This is a genomic window from Luteolibacter luteus (genome assembly GCF_012913485.1).
GTDB classification, from domain to species: domain Bacteria; phylum Verrucomicrobiota; class Verrucomicrobiia; order Verrucomicrobiales; family Akkermansiaceae; genus Haloferula; species Haloferula lutea.
The window spans coordinates 5368820-5386365 of record NZ_CP051774.1 but is presented as its reverse complement, the minus strand read 5'-3'; the positions used below and the strand labels follow the sequence as shown (position 1 = coordinate 5386365).

The following is a 17546-nucleotide window of genomic DNA, read 5'->3' as shown; positions in this document are numbered from 1 at the left end:
TCCGGCCAGCCGACCCGGGTCGGGCAGAGAACCTTTTCAACTGCCGACTTTCAGGCGGCCGGGCTTCGCCTGTTAATTTTCCTGTTATAACAGGCGGAACAGGCGGAAATCTCCAAGCTCCCCCGGCTTCGGCAGGCTACGCGACGCCTCGTCCGCACCGAATCGCGGACAATCCCGCTCCCCTCCATCTCCCGTGACGATTTTTGCCCTTTTCGTCACGCGCATGGCCGCCATTCTGCCGCCCCCATGACGTGCGACTTCCTGGTGATCGGCGCGGGTATAGCCGGTCTCTCCTTCGCCATCCGCGCCGCCAAGCACGGCTCGGTCATTGTGCTGACAAAGGGCGCGGCGCTCGATTCCAATACCGCTTGGGCCCAAGGCGGCCTCGCCTCGGTGCTACCGGAGGGACTGCGGGATGATGGCGATTCCATCGAACTCCACGTCGCGGACACCCTTGATGCCGGTGCCGGCCTGTGTCGCGAGGATGTCGTCCGCGCCATCGTCAGCGAAGGCGCGGCCACCGTCGACGACCTGACCGGCTACGGCGTGGATTTCGACAAGGAGGGCGATCACTTCGCGCTCGGCAAGGAAGGTGGCCACTCGAAGCGCCGCATCCTCCACGCCTTGGACACGACCGGCCGGGAAATCGCCGAGTCGCTCGTCGAAGTCGCCCGCAATACCCCGAATCTCACGCTGCTGGAGCACCACTTCACCATCGACCTGATCACTACCGGCAGGCTCGGCATGGTCACGGAGGATCGGGTGATCGGTGCCTACGTCCTCGAAAAAGCCACCGGCGAGGTCCGGATCTTCCGCTCGGACCGCGTGGTGCTTGCCACCGGAGGCTGCGGAAAGGTCTACCTTTACACGACCAACCCTGACTCCGCGACCGGGGATGGGGTGGCGATGGCCTGGCGGGCCGGAGCCAGCGTGGCGAACATGGAGTTCATCCAGTTCCACCCCACCTGCTTCTACAATCCTGCCGCCATGGGACCTGAAGCGCGGTCCTTCCTCGTTTCCGAGGCTGTCCGCGGCGAAGGCGCCGTCCTGATCAACGCCCGCGGCGAGGATTTCACCAAGAAGGTAGACCCCCGCGGCTCCCTTGCCCCCCGCGACATCGTCGCCCGGGCAATCGACCGCGAAATCAAGAAAACCGGCGCGCCCTGCGTCTATCTGGACGTCACCCACAAGCCCGCGGGCTTCATGCGGGAGCGCTTTCCCTTCATCTACGAAAAACTGCGCAGCTTCGGCCTGGATGCCGAAAAACAGCCGATTCCAGTCGTCCCGGCAGCCCACTATCAGTGCGGCGGCGTGGTCACCGACGTGAATGGAAAGACGACCATCCGGGGACTCTACGCCATCGGGGAAGTGGCCTGCACCGGCCTGCATGGCGCGAACCGCCTCGCCTCGAACTCGCTGCTCGAGGGAAACGTCATCGCCCGTCGCGCCTTGGAGGATATTCTTCACCATTATGGGGTTGAGAAGAACACCGACGATTTTCCGGAGATTCCGGCTTGGCACCACGGCGATGTGGCGGTGCCGGACGAACTGGTGGTGATCTACCACAATTGGGACGAACTCCGGCGCCTGATGTGGGACTACGTTTCGATCGTCCGGACAGACAACCGCCTGCGCCGCGCCGCCACGCGATTGCGTAATTTGAAGAAAGAGGTCCGGGAGTTTTACTGGGGGCACCGTGTCACCGCGGACATTCTAGAGTTGCGCAACCTCGTCGCGGTCGCTTCTTTGGTCGTCGACTGCGCGATTCGTCGCCGTGAATCACGGGGCTTGCACCACACGCTAGACTACCCCGGCCCTGACGAAAAATTTCTCAGGGATACCGTGATCCGGCGGTTTTAAAAAGCTGTAACGATGGGAAGACCAGAAGCACAGGATTCGACAAAATCAAGGCTTGCCCCGCAAAAATCGGGAAAGTTCTTTCGCCTCGGCATCCTCGGAATCCTGGCACTACCCTTTGTCGCTCAAGGCCAAACGGCCACCGCATCGAACGCCCTGCCGCGCGTGGTGATTCCAACCTCGAATCGCCAGACCGCGCCCGTCCGCCCCATCCAGCCCGGGGCTGGCAATCTCTACCCGTGGCGGACGAACATCACGGCGACCGTTTTCTGGATCGGTGAGCAACCGACCCAAAACAACCCCACCCCGAACCACAAATCGTCGTGGGACCAAGCGTGGGCGATCAATTTCGGCGGCTACGACAACCCGGAACCGACGTCCCGCATCGCGGACTATCGCACCAACGATTTCCGCCCGAAGAATTTCACGCCGCAGCTCAACCCTTTCTACGTCGCCCTGCCCTACAATGACGTGGCCGGCTGGGGCCGCCACAAGCCGGAGGCCAGCAAGGTCATCCCGTGGTTCGCCAGGATGAGCCCCGAGCCCGGCAAGACCGTGCTGAAGGGCCGCTGGGTCCAGATTTACAACGGCAAGCGGAGCTGCTACGCCCAGTGGGAAGACTGCGGCCCTTGGGTCACCGACGATTACGAGTATGTCTTCCTCGGCAAGCCGCCGAAGAACACCTCGAACAAGGGCGCGGGCATCGACATCTCTCCCTCGGTCCGGGACTACCTCAATTTGCAGTCCGGGCAGAAGTGCCATTGGCGCTTCGTGGAGGACGCCCAAGTCCCCTACGGTCCGTGGAAGAAGTATGGTCAGAGCCAGGTCGCGCAACCGCGCTCGGCCGTGGCACCCAGCACAAGCTACCCCGAGCACGACGCCCAGCGCCGTTACTTGGAATACTTGCGCAAAGTACGGGACGACCAGTACATGAAAAAGCCCGGCTCCGGCCAAGCGACCGCTCGATAATTTCCGGCCGCTTCCCGAACGGTCCCTGCTTCGGGCGCTTCAGTCATCCGGCGGGTTTTCACCCCCATTTCGAGGCAGAAACGGCCTGATCGGGTTGATAGATGAATCGCGTTTCTGCGGTGGATGAATCTGGGTTTTGACGAATGCGCCAGCTTGGTATCTTTCCCCACGCAGGACACTTTTTACCCTCGCCATCAACGCCATTCCGGCCTACCCCGCCCCCGCCATGAGCGCCACGCAACTCGATCAACTCAAGCAGTTCACCACCGTCGTCGCCGATACCGGCGATTTCGAGTCGATGAAGGCCTATCAGCCGCAGGATGCCACCACGAATCCTTCCCTCATCCTGCAGGCTTCCGAGAAACCGGCTTACAAGCACCTCGTCGAAAAAGCGGTCGAAGAGCACAAGGGCTCCGCGCTTTCCGGTCAGGCGCTCATCGATTCCATCCTTGATCGCATCCTCATTCTCTTCGGCCTCGAGATCCTGAAGATCGTTCCCGGCCGCGTTTCCACCGAAGTGGACGCCCGCCTCTCCTTCGACACCGAAGGCACCGTGGCCAAGGCCCGCCACCTCATCGCGGAATATGCCAAGGAAGGCGTTTCGAAGGACCGCATCCTCATCAAGATCGCCTCCACCTGGGAAGGCATCAAGGCTGCCGAAATCCTGGAAAAGGAAGGCATCCACTGCAATCTCACCCTGCTCTTCTCCTTCCCGCAGGCTGTCGCTTGCGCCGAAGCCGGCGTGCAGCTCATCTCGCCCTTTGTCGGCCGTATCCTCGATTGGTACAAGGCCTCCACGGGCAAGACCTACGAAGGCGACGAAGATCCGGGCGTGATCTCGGTGAAGCAGATCTACACCTACTACAAGAAGTTCGGCTACAAGACCGAAGTCATGGGTGCCTCCTTCCGCAACAAGGGCGAAATCCTCGCCCTCGCCGGTTGCGACCTGCTCACCATCAGCCCCGGCCTCCTCGGCGAGCTCCAGGCTTCCACCGAGCCGATCGAAGAGCGCCTCTCCGAAGCGGAATCCGCCAAGGCCGATCTTGAGAAGGTCAGCTTCGACGAGAAGTCCTTCCGTTTCGCCTTCAACGAAGACCCGATGGCCACCGAGAAGACGGCCCAAGGCATCCGCGCTTTCGCCGCTGACATCGTGAAGCTCGAGAAGCTCGTGGCCGGCCTCCTGTAAGCCACGCCTCTTCCATCTATCTGAAAAGCCCGCGTGCCGAGAGGTGCGCGGGCTTTTTGTTTCGACCTTCGGCCCCTGAATTCCGGTTAGCCGGCTTTCGTCCCCTTTTCGATTTGTCAGCCGAGTCCGGTCTCCGCCTAAACTGGGAGAGATGGACGAACAATGGGAATATTTCCTCTGCACGATCGGAGAATTCGCGGCATCGATCTTCGTCGATGTCTCCGCGATCAATCATCTCGCCAGCTGCCCGGGGAATCTCGTCCAGCTACGCGTCATCTACAAAAATCCGAGGGAAGACGGTTTGCCGACAAAGGCTGAGTTTGCTGCTGTTCGCGACCTTGAAGACAGCATCCAGGAAGCCATAGGCAGCGATGACCGCTATGTCGGAAGGCGAACCTTCAACAAGCAGCGTCAATTCTACATCTACTCGGCTTTTGACGAAGCTCACTGGAGATCCTTCGCCGCAAAGTTGGCGGACCGGAGTGGATACATCATCCGCGTAGACTATCAGGAAGACCCTGCCCACGCGGGCTATACCGAGGACCTCTATCCCTCTATCGATGACTGGCAGGTGATTGAAGATCTCAGGGTGATCGAGCGACTCCGCTCGGAGGGCGATGACGGATCAACCTCCCGGCCGATCGACCATTGGGCCTATTTCCCATCGGAAGACTCTGCCCGGAGTTTTGCATCGTGGGCCAAGAGCCAAGGATTCACCGAGCTCCGGGAAAGCTCACATGCCACGGATCGCGGAGACTACCAAGTTCGGCTGACTCACGAGGGCACCGTTAAGATCCGCGAGATCGGCAACAAGACGATCGCCCTCAATCGGGCCGCCCGCGATCACGGTGGCAACTACGATGGATGGGAGACGCCGATCCTACGGACGGAGAACCCCGCCGATAAGTAGCAGGGTCACGACAGGAGTTTGCAGCTGATTTCAGAGCGACCTTGGGAGCCTGTGTGAAATGGGCCCAAATGCCGGAAGGGCGATTTTCAGGCTATCATAGGTCGGCAAACCGGAGTATGGAAGATACTCTCCAACTCCCTCCTCGGATGAACTTTTCACCGGGAAAGCTATGCGACGATACCTCGGGTCAGGAATTTCCCCTCGACTCCCTGAATGTGATCGGCCGCACCCGGGAATCGGGAATCATGGTGGATGATCCAAGGGTCTCGCGCCGCCATGCGATGATCCGCCAGCAGGACGATGGATATTGGTTCCTCGATCTAGGAAGCACCAATGGCAGCTACATCAATGGCAAGCGCGTCACCACTTCCCAGCGCCTCTCGCCCGGTGACATGATCCGGATTTCCGAGCGGCATTTCCGCTTCGATGGTGACCGATGCATCCTTCGCGGCGATGGCGAGACCACGCTGAGCGACCGGACCATCATCGATGTCCGCATGGGAGAAGTCGTGATGTTGGTCAGCGATATCCAAGGCTTCACGAAGCTCTCCGAAAAGCTATCTCCCGATCAACTCGCACCGGTCATCGGCTCATGGTATCACCTCGCGGACCGCATCCTCGCGGATCACGGGGCGACCATCGACAAGTTCATCGGAGATTGTGTTCTCGGCTATTGGCAGGAGACCACCCCGGCAGCTCGTCTCGCCGCCCTCAAGGCCGCGCACGAAATGGGACAAGCCTGCGCCACCGTACAGGAACAGCACCACGGACTCCTCGGCACCACGGGATTGACCTTCCGTTCCGGCACCGGCGTTCACATGGGCTCCGCCGCCTACGGCGCCATCGGCCCCGGCGAATTCACCCTGATCGGTGACGCCGTGAATCTCACCTTCCGGCTCGAGGCACTGACCCGCGAGGTCGATCACAATGTGCTTCTCAGCTCGGAGCTGTTGTCCGGTTGGCAAGAAGGCAGGGATTGCTGCCGCTGCCTCGGTCCCCATCACGTGAAAGGCCGCGACCATACGGTCGAAGTTTACGCGCTTGAGCGAGCACCGGCTTCCACCCATTCCGTTTGAACGGCAGCTCTTGCGGATTGTCTCAGCTTCCCCGGACTCCATCCCTTTTGCCTTAGCATGCATGAGCATACCCAGTGGCTGAATGCCAGCACCGGCTCCTGCGACGATGCCCACTTCGGCGAATTGTACGCAGAGCTAAAAAAGATCGCGCTCGGGCGCATGGCCATCGAGCGAAGCGGCCAAGCTCTCGAGGCGACCGAGCTGGTTCATGAAGCTTGGCTACGTTTGCAGAAATCGACTCCGGAACGCTGGCGGGACCGCAGTCAATTCTACGGGGCCGCGGCCGAGGCCATGCGCCGCATTCTGGTTGAAACAGCCCGCCGCAGGCTCGCGGCGAAGCGCGGAGGCGGCGAGAAGGATCTTCCCTTGGATGGAGTGCAGCTTCCCGCGCCCTTGGCCGACGAGCGCCTGATCGGGATTCATGAAGTGCTCGACGAACTGGAAGCCGAGGATGAACTCAAGGCTAAGATCGTGAAGCTTCGGTTCTTCAGCGGCATGAATCACGATGAGATTGCCGCGCTTCTGGCCGTGAATGAGAAGACGGTCCGCCGCCATTGGGCCCTAGCGAAGCTGTGGCTCTACCGAGCGATGGAAAAATCCCGCTAATTTCGCTGTCCGCATTTTGCCGGTTTTCGCGCGTGTGGGGATAAGATGGACTCCCCCGCCGATCAGATCTTCGCCCGGGCCGTGGAACTGGAGGCCTCGGCCCGAGCCGCCTACCTTGACTCAGCCTGCGGCGCCGATACCGAACTTCGGCTACAGGTCGAACGCATGCTCGTGGAGTCTCGCGAAGCGGATGCCTTCTTCGCCGAAGCAGAGGGTGCCACCCTGAGCGCCGACGATTTCAAGGAAAGATACGCCGAAAAGGAAGGTGACATCATCGGCCCCTACAAGCTGCGCCAGTTGATCGGAGAAGGCGGCTTCGGTGTGGTATGGATGGCCGAGCAGTTCTCACCCATCTCCCGGATGGTCGCCCTGAAGGTGATCAAGGCGGGAATGGATACCCGTCAGGTGCTGGCCCGCTTCGAGGCGGAACGACAGGCGCTCGCGATGATGGATCATCCGAACATTGCGCGGGTGCTGGATGCGGGGGCCACCGCCTCCGGCCGCCCCTACTTCGCGATGGAACTCGTGAAGGGGATCCCCATCACTGACTACTGCGACAGTAGTAGCCTCGGCACCCGGGATCGGCTCGGTCTTTTTAGCGACGTTTGCGCCGCCATCAACCATGCCCACCAGAAGGGCGTGATCCACCGTGACATCAAGCCTTCCAACGTGATGGTCACGCTCCATGGCGACAAGCCGGTGGCGAAAGTCATCGACTTCGGGATCGCGAAGGCAACACAAGGCAAGCTGACCGACAAGACGCTCTTCACGCGCTTCGAACAGATCATCGGCACGCCCTCCTACATGAGTCCGGAGCAGGCCGCGCTGAGCGGGCTGGATATCGACACCCGCAGCGACATCTATGGCCTGGGTATCCTCCTCTACGAACTGCTCACCGGAAGGCCGCCCTTTGACTCCAAATCTCTCCTTTCCGCTGGCTATGCGGAAATGCAGCGGATCATCCGGGAGGTGGATCCCCCCAAGCCCTCGCTGCGCCTGAGCACGGTCGAAGGCGAGGAGCGCACGAGCTTGGCAAAGTCCCATCACATCGATCCCTCGAAGCTCACCCGCCTCGTCGAGCCTGACCTGGACTGGATTGTCATGAAGGCGATCGAGAAGGATCGCTCGCGCCGCTACGAAACGGCGAATGCGCTTTCACAAGACATCCGGCGATTCCTTGCCGGAGAACCCGTCAGCGCCTCTCCGCCCAGCACCGTTTATCGCTTCAAGAAGTTCGTGAAGCGCCACAAGCTCGGCTTCGCCTCCGCTGCTGCCATCATCTCGGCCCTCGTCCTCGGACTCGGCCTTTCGCTCTGGCAATCCGTTGAGAAGACCCGTGCGCATCAACGCGCCATGGCTTCGGAACAAAAGAGCCGCGAGGTCGCCGGCTTCCTGAAAGACATGCTCGACGGGGTTGGACCTTCCGTCGCCTTGGGGCGTGACACCACCTTGCTAAAGGAGATCCTCGACAAGACGGCAGAGCGGATCGGCAAGGACCTGAACGGCCAACCCGAGGTGGAACTCGAACTGCGCAACACCCTGGGAGACGTCTACCGTGCGATCGCGGAGAACACGAAGGCCGAAGCGATGCACCGCCGCGCACTCGAACTCGGTGTCCGAGGCCATGGGGAAAAAGATCCGATCGTGGCGGACTCGAAGAACAATCTCGCGCTGGTCCTCATCGACGAGGGGAATTACCCGGAAGCCGAGAAGCTGTTGCGTGACTCGGTCGAGATCTACCGCCAAGTCCGGACAAGCCGAGATGAAGACCTTGCCGCCAGCCTCAATAACCTCGGGATGGTTCTTAGGGACACCGGCAGGCTGAAGGAAGCGGACACGGTCCAACGCGAAAGCATTGAAATCCTTCGTGCCTGTCGCGGGGACGGCTACGTGAAAATCGGCTACTGCAAACTCAATCTCGCGATCATCTCGCAGCTCTCGGGGAGACATGAGGAAGCGGAGGACTTTGCCCGTTCATCCGTCGCGTTGTTCAGGAAGGTGAATGGGAACGAACATCCCGAGGTCGCCACCGCCCTAGCAAATCTCGCGCTCGTCTTGAGGGATGGTGGCAAGCTGCCGGCAGCCGAGCAAGCCGCGCGCGAGGCTCTGGCAATGCGCCGGAAATTGCTGCCATCCACCCATCCTGATATCGCGAAGAGCTTGATGGAACTGGCGAACATGCTGAACCGCCAGGACAAGCAGTCTGAAGCGGAATCGTGCTGTCGCGAGGCATTGGACATCCTGCGTGAACGCTTCGGCCCGGAACACCGCTACAATGCCTTCATCCTGGCGGAACTGGGTCGTACACTCGAAGCGCAGGGCAAGCTCGCCGAAGCAGCCCGAATCCAGGAGGAAGCGCTGGCAATGCGGCGCAAGCTCCTGGAGCCGGATCACCCGGATATCGTGCGTTCGCTCAAGCTGCTTTCCCTTCTCCGGCACAAGGAGGGACACCTCGCCGAATCAGAGAGCCTCATGAGGGAGGCACTCGCCATCAACTTGAAATTGATGGGACCCGGGCACCGCTATCTCATCGAGATCTACCGCCACCTCGGCAAGGTCACCGAAGATCAGAAGCGCTTCGCAGAGGCAGAGAGATTCTTCCGCGATGCCCTGGATTGCCAGCGGAAGAATCAGGATAGCGTCAATGCCGACACCGCGGCCCTGCTCGAATGCCTCGCCAGGACTCTCGCGGAGCAAGAAAAGTATCCTGAGGGAGAGCGTTGCTATCGGGAGGCTCTGGCGGCATGTGAGGCTCAGGCACCGGTGCAGTCCATCATCCGGGGAAGCATCCGCGGTGGTTTGGGGGGACTGTTGGTGGCTGCCAATGTCGCGACGCCACAGATGCCGGATCTTGAGCGGCAGGCTCGCTTTGGAGAAGCTGAGAAGCTCCTCATCTCCAGCCTTGATGAGATCGAGAGGAGCCATGATGCGCCGCCCGGGCAGCGACGCGCAGCTCTTGAGCAATTAAGCCGCCTCTACACGGCTTGGAACGATTTCTTCCCCGATCCCCGGTTCCCCCTGAAGGCGGCCGGCTTCCAGCAACAACTCGCTGAGCCCGGCCGGGTCCCCTCACCAGAATGAACGGCCATGAACTCTTCCCTCCATTCCTTCCTCACCCGCGCCATTTCGTCCATCCGCTGCCTGGCGGTCATCGCCGCAAGTGGCACGGGAATCCATCTATCCTCCGCCCAATCGTGGGTACCCACGGATACTCCCGTCCAGAACTGGACCGACGTGGCATCTTCAGCGGATGGGACCAAGCTGGTGGCCGTGGCCAACGACTATCCCGGCTTCGTCTACCTCTCGTCGAATTCCGGCGCGACCTGGTATCCCGCCAATATCGACCCGGGCTCTTGGACCACGGTTTCCTCTTCCGCGGACGGGACCAAGCTGATCGTCGCAGGCAACGACTTCCCCCAGGGGCCGGTTTATCTTTCCAAGGATTCGGGACTGAGCTGGAAGCCAGCTGACATCGAGCCCCATGGATGGTTGGCCTCTAGTTCTTCCGCCGACGGGAGCAAGCTGATCCTTGCCGCGGAAGACTATCCGGCCGGCCCCGTCTTCATGTCGACAAATGGCGGGGAAAGCTGGCAGCCCGCAGGCGTTGGCGAGCATGGCTGGACCTGTCTTGCAGCCTCCGCCGATGGCAACAGGGTGGTGCTAACGGGAGCGGAGTTTCCGATCGGACCGGTCTTCCGCACCACGAATGCAGGCACAACATGGACGAAGCTCGAAGTACGAGCCTCATCGTGGATGGCTGTCGCATCCTCCGGCGATGGGGCCAAGCTGATCATAGCCAGCAACGAGCCCCCCATCGGCCCCGTGTATATCTCTTCCAACTCGGGTGCGAACTGGACCCCTTCCCCTGCTCCGGCTGAAAATTACTCAGCGGTGGCTTCGTCCGGCGATGGAAGGACTCTCGTGATCGCCTCCACCTTCATTAACGGAGTGTCCGGAAACATCTTCATCTCGAAGAACGCGGGCACCTCATGGACAAATACCTTCGCCCCGATAAGCGCCTGGAGTTCCATCGCTTCGTCCACCGATGGCAAGAAACACGTCGCGACCCAAGCGGGTGGAGTGGTCTACATCCGCTCCGAAGCACCACCAATGCTCCCCAATCCCGTGCAGCTGAGGAAGATGGCCGAAACCGGCGCTTACAGGGTTCGTTTCACCGGCTCTCCCGGAACAGCCTACGCGGTCTTCGCCTCATCGGATCTCCTCGGGTGGAAAGAGTTGGGGCGCGCCCAGGAAGAGCCTCCCGGAAACTTCACCCTCCTGGACGCGGAGGCGGAAGGTCTCCGGCAGCGCTTTTACAAGGTGCTCACGCCGTGATCCCTCAGAATGAATTTTCCGGAGCCGGTTGGAGAGCCGAAGGTTTGGCACCGTATCTACATCCTGCGCGCAAATTCGAAGGTGGATCCACTTCTTAACGGGATCATCTCACAGCGACCAGAAATAGTAGACTGGCAAGCCTTGCTGACGCGCGGATTTAAGAAAGTCCTTCAGCCCCTCGAGTTGGGGTGACCAGTCGATGTCGATATTTCGCCGCTGCGCCCTGCGGATCTCGCTCGCCCGCTTGGCTTTCGCACGAAACACAGCCAATGCCGAGAAGCAGAGGAACCATATCAACAGGATCACCAAGCCCGGTGTCGATGAACGGGGCAAGATTGCGGCCATGAGTCCAAACGAGATTCCAATCCCGATCTTCCAAAAGGCTGGGAGTTCCCTGCGGCGCGACGGTTTCCCCAGCTGTTCACGGCGCTCTTCATTCCACTTCAGGGAGAATTCCTTTATCTGGCCTCCGCTTACTGCGATCAAGCGATCACATTCTGAGTCAGGCATCCGATAAAGTCCTCGCTCAGCCTCAACCAACAGATTCTCCTGCCCTAAATCCCAATATCCCCCGGGTCCCTCACACAGCAGCTTCGCAAAGTCTTCCGGCATGAAAGAGGGGCAGGAAAGCCCTCCCGATAGATCGAATTCCTCCGCCCCTTCGATTCGCGTCTCTTCCCGTCTAATCGAGGATTCGATCAAGGTACTGTCTCCCGCATAAAAGGTACTCCAGATACTCATGGCCCGGACTACCTGTTAGAGTGCCAGATGACTCAGAACGGTATCCGCATCCCCACGCACGCGCAGGTTGCAGGCCTTCCTCCAAAATCGTCCCAACCTGCCATCTTCTTCGCCGAGGATCAGCGCGCGACGCGAAGCCAGATCCGGAAGATTCGAAGCTGGCATCGCATCCGCCGAGTCATCCAAACCGATCAATTGAAATCCTGCCGTCAAAAGACAACGCAAGACCATCCCGCCATCCGCAATACGGACCGGCAGTTTGAAGACCGTGCTCCCTGAGGCACGCACGGCTTCGGGTTCAAAGGGCGACATCCCTTCCGCTCCGAAGATCACGCCCGCCGCATCGAAGGCATCCGCCCCGCGCACGATCTCCCCGATCAACGCCGGGTCATCCAGCCTGGGACACACCACCAGCAGCGCCTCGGGCTCGAGGCCCTTCATGAAGGCAGCCACATCCCCGGTTTCATTCGGCAGCTTGGCAAGACCGAGCACCCCCTCGTGGGTCGACGGATCAGCGAGATCATCCATTTCGTTCCTCCCCCTGCGCAGCAACTCCAGCCCGGACCATACCGGCGCTTCCCATGGATGATCCTCGGCCACCAGCACCCCGGGGACTTCCCACCAACCGGCGATCGCCGCTTCGACGCTCTTCTGGCCCTCCAGCACGACCCACGGGTCATTGCGAGTGTCGAGTTGCGTGCGGAGGGTTTTCAGCCAGTCGGGTTCCACGGGCTCACCGCTACCCCGGCAAACGGGGAATGACGAATGCAGAATTTCCGAATGTGGAATCCCTGATAATCCTCTATGGAGACCCGGTTGATGCGCACGCTTCTCTTCCTGTTTCTGCTTCCCCTCCTCGCCGCCGCCGCGCCGATGCCTCGGGAGTTCACGCCCCAGCCGGCGACCTTGGAGCAGCAGGCAGACGAAGAGGGCCGCCGCGTGTGGCATACACGCTTCTTCCGGATCGATTCCGACATGGAGCTGCCGCGGAACCAGCTCCTCCGGCTCGCCCAAGTGGCGGACACCACGGCACTCGTCCTGAAAAGCCACCCGCTTCCCCTCTTCGCCCCGCCGGAAGGCCAGCGTTCCCGTATCGCGATCTATGCCAATGCCGCCGACTACGTGAGAGCCGGCGGTGCCCACGGCAGCGCGGGCTTTTACATCGCCCGAAAAGCGCTGGTACTGGTCCGCGGCGATTTCCTGGCCGATCCACGGAACCCCGCGAAATCCCAGCTCCCACCGAACTACGACGAAGACATCGTGGTCCATGAACTCGTCCACCTCTGCATGCACCGCCAGAATGCCGGACTCCCGCAGTGGCTTGTCGAAGGCTTGGCGGAATACTTCGCGACGGCTCACGAAGGTGGTGGACGTTTCTCCTTCGCGGACCCGGACAAGTCGGTTCGCGAACACCTCCGAAGCCGGCTGAGCCCGAAGAACCCGGTGATCTCCGTGATCCGGGTGGACGAAGTCACTCCGGTGGACGGGCGCGGCTGGATCCGCCTCGTGGAAAGTCTTCCCGAGGAAGAGCGCTACCAAACCTACGCGACTGCCCTTTTGCTGGCCCACTACCACCTGCACGGGGGTGCAGAGCGGTTGGAAGCACTCAAAGCTTTGCTCGAATCCCCGCACCGCACCCGCCGCGGAATAGTCCTTCTAACCCCTCAAGCCGCCCCTGAGGCACAGTATCATTTGATCCGTTACTGGAAGCCGAAGGGTCTGACTCTCAATTTTCGGGGGGTAAAAGGCGGGCAATAACCGCGCAAAATAGCGAACATTCCGCAAAATTAAGGGTAAAGGACCGATTTTGGGAGCATATGGCGAATTTTGACCTCATTTAATTCTTTCCAAACCCTAATTATCTGGCAACTTTATCCACGTGCGACGGCGCTTCGGTGCCGCTGCCAGACCAATGGGAGACCCGCAGGTCTTTTGATCGGTTCTCGATCCGGGGGGATTTCGGCCGATCATCCTGCAAGGATGCCACTGGTTCAGATAAGGCGCGAATTGTGATTCCGGGGGGACTTGCGATTCGCGCCTTTCTCATTTTCCAGAATCCGCTGTCGTGATTCCGTCGCCGCATGAAAGTCGGCATCGCCCAGATCAATGCGGTGATCGGGGATTTCCCCGGCAACGCGAAACGGCTGCTCCAAGCCTACCGCGAGTGCTTGGAAGCCGGTGCGGATCTCGTGATCACCCCGGAGTTGTCGCTCGTCGGCTACCCGCCCCGTGATCTCGTGCTGCGTTCCGGCTTCGTGGACAAGTGTCTTCAGGCCTTGGACTATCTCGCCGGGGAGGTGAAGGATGTCCCACTTCTGGTCGGCTATCTCGACCACCATGATAGCGGAAAACCCGGCAAGCCCTTCCGCAATGCCGCGGCTTTCCTGCATCACGGAGAAGTCGCGGAGAAGCGCTGGAAAACCCTGCTGCCCGCTTACGATGTCTTTGACGAACGGCGCTATTTCGAGCCCGGCGAGCGATGTGAGCCGATCCTGTGGAATGGATCCCGCCTTGGTATCACCATTTGCGAGGATATTTGGATCGAAGGATATCAGGAGCGGCCGCTTTATGACAGGGATCCGGTGAAAGAGTTATGTGACGCAGGCATCGATATCTTGCTGAATTTATCCGCATCCCCTTTCCATCTTGGCAAACCCGGTCTTCGCCGGGGGCTCATGACGGACTTGGCGAAGAAAGCCGGCGTCCCCGTGGTCTTCGCCAATGCTGCGGGAGCTCAAGACGAGCTGGTTTTCGACGGCCATTCCCTTGTCGCTTCGCCGGACGGAAAGATCGTCGTGCAAATGAAAGGCTTCGAATCCGCATGCCTGACCGTGGATCTGGACGCCCTGCCTGCCGACGAAGCTCCCTTGGAAATCCTCGGGGCGGAGGAGCAGGTCTTCCATGCGCTGGTGCTGGGACTCCGGGACTACGCGTGGAAGTGCGGCTTCCGCAGCGCCTGTCTCGGCCTCAGCGGCGGGATCGACTCGGCCTTGGTTGCCGTCATCGCCGCCGCGGCCTTGGGACCGGAGAATGTCCACGGCCTCACCCTCCCCAGCGGCTACTCGTCACCCGGCAGCGTGACGGATTCGGAGGCTTTGGCGGAGAATCTCGGCATCCGTTGCGACACCATCCCGATCGAAGGGATCTTCGGGGCGGTGAAATCCGCCATGGCGCCTTTGTTCCTGAGCCTATCGCCCGATGTCACCGAGGAGAACATGCAAGCCCGGATTCGCGGACTCCTACTCATGGCACTCGCGAACAAGGAAGGTCATCTGCTGCTGAGCACCGGAAACAAAAGCGAGCTCGCCGTAGGCTATTGCACCATCTATGGCGACATGTGCGGCGGATTGGCGGTCATTTCGGATGTTCCGAAAACTCGTGTCTTCGACCTCTGCCACTGGCTCAACCGGGAACGTGAAATTATCCCCCGGAACATTATGGAGAAACCGCCGAGCGCTGAACTGCGCCCGGACCAGAAGGACCAGGACACCCTGCCCCCCTATCCAGCGCTGGATGGCATCCTGGAGCTCTATGTGGAGCGCCAATTGGCCGCGGAGGAAATCGTCGCGCAGGGTTACGACGAGGCCACCGTACGCTGGGTGCAGCGCCGGGTGGACCAGAACGAATGGAAGCGCCGCCAAGCCGCTCCCGGCCTGCGCGTGACGACCAAGGCCTTCGGCACCGGCCGGCAGATGCCTCTGGCTCAGGGCTACGGTATCTAGGCGACCTTGTTAGGGTTTTTCCGTAAAGCGACCTTTCCCCCGAGCCTCTGGACTGCTACAGCCGTCCCGGCATGACCCTGGAGGAGGCACGGCGCATACTCGGACTAAATCCTGACGAAGACCCGCAGACTCACATGACCGAGTTTGCCGCAGCCCGCGAACGGATCGCGGAGCTGGTGCGGACCGCTCCCAATGAAACGATCGCCCTCCGCTACCAGGACGGCCTGATCGACTTCGACCGCGCCCTCGCCGCCATACGGGAGGACATGGAGAAAGAGGATCCGGAAGTCACGAAGCGTAACGAATGGATGCTTGCCGCCAAAGGCTCCGAGGCACCCGCATTCCCCGAACCAAAAAACGGGAAGGCGGAGGAGGAAAAGCCGGAGCCGGAGCAAAAGAAGAAAGAGTCCGGCCCCGAGCCCGAGCCGCCTGTGGACGACTCGCTCGCAGAGCAGGAGTTCGAGCACTCCCAGCCTGCCGACAAACCGGCATCCCGCGGCTTGGTCGGCACCCTTTTTATCATTTTCCTGCTGGCTCTGGCCGGCGGAGGGATCGCCTACACGAAGTTCCAAGAGCACGAAAAATACCGGGCTCGGGAACGCCTCACATTTCTAGAGCGCCTTGGTGCCCGGATGGTCGAGGCACGCCGCTGGGACGAGGCCAACCTCGCCTACAAGGAAATCGAGGAGCTTGATCCCAAGTCGGAGATCGCCGTGGTCGGTCGTCGCAGCATCGAGGCCGGCATGGAAGAGGAGCAACGCCAGTTCGTCGGCTATTGGTCCGGACAGGCACTCGCGGAATTCGAGGCCGGACGCTTGGACGAAGCCGCCGCCGCCGCGCAGAAGGTGCTGGATCGCTACCCCGGCCAAAAAGAGGTCACCGAGCTTTTCAACAAAATCGAGCAATCCCGCAGCACCGCCGCGCGTGAGGCCTTGGTGGCGGCCACCACCGCCGCCATCCAGAAGCGCCGCTGGGATGATGCGGAAGCAAAGGCGGCCCAGCTCGCCTCCGCATTCCCCGGCGATCCGGAGGGGAATGTCCTTCTCTCTGAAATCCGGGCAGGCCGGGAAAAGGAAGCCCGGGAAAAAGCTCGCGCCCAAGAGCTCTTCGCCGCCGCCAAGGGCCGCGACCAAGGCACCTTCGACGGCGAGGCCATGGAGTGGCTGCGGGAGGCCACGGCGCTCGCCCCCGATGACTCGGAAATCGCCGCGCTCTACAAAAAGATGACGTCCTATACCCGGACCCTGCAGGTCCCGGGGGACTTCTCAACGCTCAATGAAGCGATCGCCGCAGCCCGGGATCGCGACCGCATTTCCGTCGGCGAAGGAACTTGGACCGGCCCGATCATCGTGGATAAGGCGATCACGCTCGAAGGTGCCGGCCGCGACAAGACGATCGTCGAGGTGGAGGCAGTCACCAGCACGGCAGCCACCTTCGGCCGTAAATCCTCCGGCACCCAGGTCAGCGGAATTACCTTCCGCCATCGTGGATTCGATCCCGGCCTGAACCGTTTCTCGGCGTTGCTGATCCGTGGTGCCGAGGTCGTCCTGAGTGACTGCCGGGTCGCGGATTCCGCAGGGCACGGCCTTGCCGTCATGGAGGCCGGCCGCGTTTCGGCCACGCGCTGCCTCTTCGAGAACAATGGCTGGGATGGCGTCGCGGTCCGCGGTGCCGGAAGCCGCGTCGAACTCTCCGAGTGCGAAGCCACCGGCAACTTCGGCCACGGCTTCGACCTCTGGGAAGGTGGCACCGGAGCGATCCACAATAGCGTGGCCCGCGACAACAGTGGCAACGGGATCCTCGTGGACACCAATGGCGACAACGTCGTGCTGGGGAACAACGACCTTCGCGGCAACCGGGAATACGGCATTGTCGCGTTCGCCGGTGTCTCCGGCCGGATCCACGGGAACCAGTGCCGGGAAAACCTCCTTGGGGGCATGGCCGTCCGGTTCGCCGCGGAACGACTGGCTTTCGAAAACAACAAACTGGAGAAAAACCTCGGCCCCGGCCTCGCCTTGGAGCAGGGCCTGAAGGAAACCTCCTTCGCCACGAACAGCGCCACCGGCAACTCCGGGGGCAAGAATACGGTCACGAATGCCGACTTTTCGAGCGGCGAATAAGACCGCCGCTTGACCCCCGGGCGG

General features: G+C 61.1%; 13 protein-coding genes. 11 read left to right on the top strand and 2 right to left on the bottom strand.

Features of this window, described 5'->3' with window-relative positions; genetic code table 11:
* Positions 1-246: 246 nt before the first annotated feature.
* From nadB to HHL09_RS22295, 8 genes are all read left to right on the top strand, one after another.
* Positions 247-1860 (top strand): L-aspartate oxidase, encoded by a 1614-nt coding sequence (gene nadB, locus HHL09_RS22330; RefSeq protein WP_169456892.1) that lies wholly within the window; start codon positions 247-249, stop codon positions 1858-1860.
* A gap of 12 nt (positions 1861-1872) precedes the next feature.
* Complete coding sequence (locus HHL09_RS22325; RefSeq protein ID WP_240963684.1) at positions 1873-2826, top strand: hypothetical protein; 954 nt, start codon at positions 1873-1875, stop codon at positions 2824-2826.
* 226 nt (positions 2827-3052) lie between these two features.
* Positions 3053-4012 (top strand): transaldolase, encoded by a 960-nt coding sequence (gene tal, locus HHL09_RS22320; RefSeq protein ID WP_169456891.1) that lies wholly within the window; start codon positions 3053-3055, stop codon positions 4010-4012.
* 151 nt (positions 4013-4163) lie between these two features.
* The gene (locus HHL09_RS22315; protein ID WP_169456890.1) at positions 4164-4922 is read left to right on the top strand and encodes a DUF695 domain-containing protein; all 759 of its coding nucleotides are present in this window, start codon (positions 4164-4166) and stop codon (positions 4920-4922) included.
* A gap of 146 nt (positions 4923-5068) precedes the next feature.
* On the top strand, positions 5069-5998 hold the full coding sequence (locus HHL09_RS22310) for an adenylate/guanylate cyclase domain-containing protein (protein ID WP_169456889.1): 930 nt from the start codon (positions 5069-5071) through the stop codon (positions 5996-5998).
* A gap of 57 nt (positions 5999-6055) precedes the next feature.
* Entirely contained in the window at positions 6056-6604 is a 549-nt protein-coding gene (locus HHL09_RS22305; protein WP_169456888.1) for an ECF-type sigma factor, read from the top strand.
* 45 nt (positions 6605-6649) lie between these two features.
* Positions 6650-9685, top strand: coding sequence for a serine/threonine-protein kinase (locus HHL09_RS22300; protein WP_169456887.1), 3036 nt, complete (start codon positions 6650-6652; stop codon positions 9683-9685).
* A 6-nt stretch (positions 9686-9691) separates the two neighbouring features.
* Positions 9692-10939, top strand: a complete 1248-nt coding sequence (locus HHL09_RS22295) for a WD40/YVTN/BNR-like repeat-containing protein (RefSeq protein WP_169456886.1) — start codon at positions 9692-9694, stop codon at positions 10937-10939.
* 108 nt (positions 10940-11047) lie between these two features.
* Here the strand turns inward: HHL09_RS22295 and HHL09_RS22290 are convergent, their stop codons facing one another.
* Both HHL09_RS22290 and HHL09_RS22285 read right to left on the bottom strand, forming a co-directional pair.
* Positions 11048-11680: a hypothetical protein gene (locus tag HHL09_RS22290; protein ID WP_169456885.1), complete on the bottom strand. Its 633-nt coding sequence runs from the start codon at positions 11678-11680 to the stop codon at positions 11048-11050.
* A 15-nt stretch (positions 11681-11695) separates the two neighbouring features.
* The gene (locus tag HHL09_RS22285; RefSeq protein WP_169456884.1) at positions 11696-12409 is read right to left on the bottom strand and encodes a TrmH family RNA methyltransferase; all 714 of its coding nucleotides are present in this window, start codon (positions 12407-12409) and stop codon (positions 11696-11698) included.
* Positions 12410-12499: 90 nt separating this feature from the next.
* On the opposite strand from HHL09_RS22285, the gene HHL09_RS22280 reads away from it, so the two are divergent.
* The 3 genes from HHL09_RS22280 (at position 12500) to HHL09_RS22270 (ending at position 17522) form a co-directional block, all read left to right on the top strand.
* Complete coding sequence (locus HHL09_RS22280; RefSeq protein ID WP_169456883.1) at positions 12500-13438, top strand: hypothetical protein; 939 nt, start codon at positions 12500-12502, stop codon at positions 13436-13438.
* Positions 13439-13761: 323 nt separating this feature from the next.
* Complete coding sequence (locus HHL09_RS22275; protein WP_169456882.1) at positions 13762-15402, top strand: NAD+ synthase; 1641 nt, start codon at positions 13762-13764, stop codon at positions 15400-15402.
* A gap of 134 nt (positions 15403-15536) precedes the next feature.
* Positions 15537-17522 (top strand): right-handed parallel beta-helix repeat-containing protein, encoded by a 1986-nt coding sequence (locus tag HHL09_RS22270; protein WP_169456881.1) that lies wholly within the window; start codon positions 15537-15539, stop codon positions 17520-17522.
* The last annotated feature ends 24 nt before the right edge of the window (positions 17523-17546 follow it).